Below are 1,660 nucleotides of genomic sequence, written 5' to 3'. Positions count from 1 at the left end.
TGTTCCAATTTTTTCAAGAATGGGAGTCTCACGCATGGGATTTTCGCAGAATTCACGAAGAAGAGTATAGCCATAGTAATTGTTGGAAAGAAGAGATTCTTTAAAATTTAGCATTCTCTTACGATAATAGAATGAAGTAGAATTTAAATCTCTGCAAAGTTCTTTTATTATCGCTCTATTCACTTCTTTTTTGTCAAATCTTATCATATTTGAAAGCCAAGCTGCTGCAGACTGTTCTATTGTCAACATTGGATGCCATGGATTTAATAAATCTGTTCCAGACAGTAAACGTCCTATTTGACCCGCCGAATTACCTTCTGTTACTCTTTTAGTCCAATTTGCATCTAAAAATATTTTATCATCTGAACAAACATTACTATTAATATCATCAAAGACGACTTCTCTTCCTTCTTTAATTTCATTTACAGCATAAAGGTAGGTGCAATCTAATCTCAAATTGCTTAATTTTTCTTTAACTTTACTATTTGTTTTCATTCCATTTATACTATTAACGTCCAAGATTCTGATACGCTTATACTTATCAATATACTCAATAAGTTCTTTTTTAACATCAAAAATAGCAGTTGTATAATGCCCTGTAATGAAATCACTAGTGAGAAAAAAGTCATGTTCCAGAATATCATCTTTATATTTTTCATAATATTCTTGAAGTGCAGCATCATCATTCATCATAATGAAACGATAATATAAAGCATATTTATCAATAGGGTAATTTGCAGGGACCTCATCTCCCCAAATAGAATTTATAATACTTTCCATAATGAAACACCTTTCCGAAATACTAAAATAGAGTATTCCTGTATCAGCATCTCCCCCTACAACTATTTTACTATTTGCGGGATAATCATTAATATTTAAGCCCCATAGCATTTTCATGCGTCGCTCTAATCTCTTTGGAGAAAGTGGGGGAGTTAGTTTGAATAATTCCTTCGAAAAAAGAGATGTTTTCTCTGCAGATGAATCAGTAAGATAGAAAAATAGCCCATATTCTTTTTGAGGTATTGTATCTTGATACATCGTTGAAGTTGGTTTCTCTTCTGCTTTTAAGACTAAAGGCAAAAGCAATAAAAGAGTAAATACTATTAAAACGCAATAAATCATGTTTTTCATTCTATAACCTCCCCACGAATTGATATTTGTATTCAAACTTGATCGTGCACGTATTATTATCTTGTTTTTCCACTCCTCTTTTATCCATGCTTATTTGTTCTTTTCTATTAAGATTCAATTTCTGAAATATATTTTGTGTCAACATTTTGTATTTCCAAACAATATGCTCTTTACGCTACCTCAAATCCGAATCCTTTGTTTTTTTATTCATCTTTTCCTCTTTTGACTTTTCTTTTTATTTACTTTAGGAGCATTCGTACTATGCTCCGGATGGAAGAGGAGTTTTCCTCTTCGCCTTCCGTTTTTATCTCCATACTTTTCTTCAGCTCCACTCCATTCGGGGGTTTCTATTGCGCTGTGATAAAGTGGCATTGGGAACCCCATTTCCTTGCGGCGTAGATAGTCTGCTTCGCGGTAAGGATCAAAGACACTACCAGGGGGTAAAGGACGGTTCTTGTCCATAAACCATACACAGAGAGAGGTTATTTCATAAACATGTCCTAATGATAGTACTGCCCAACTGACAGTG

At 33.6% G+C, this 1,660-nt stretch carries 1 protein-coding gene and 1 pseudogene; both read right to left on the bottom strand.

The window, feature by feature from the left end:
- A partial coding sequence (locus D0T60_RS18405; protein ID WP_163219934.1) for a hypothetical protein occupies positions 1–1,131 on the bottom strand: 1,131 nt, incomplete at its 3' end.
- A 207-nt stretch (positions 1,132–1,338) separates the two neighbouring features.
- Positions 1,339–1,660: pseudogene (locus D0T60_RS18400) on the bottom strand (hypothetical protein); the annotation flags it as partial.

The organism is Bacteroides sp. 224 (assembly GCF_010500995.1).
Classification (GTDB): Bacteria; Bacteroidota; Bacteroidia; order Bacteroidales; family Bacteroidaceae; genus Bacteroides.
Note: the sequence above shows the minus strand (reverse complement) of the source record. Positions and strands in the feature narration are given on the sequence as shown.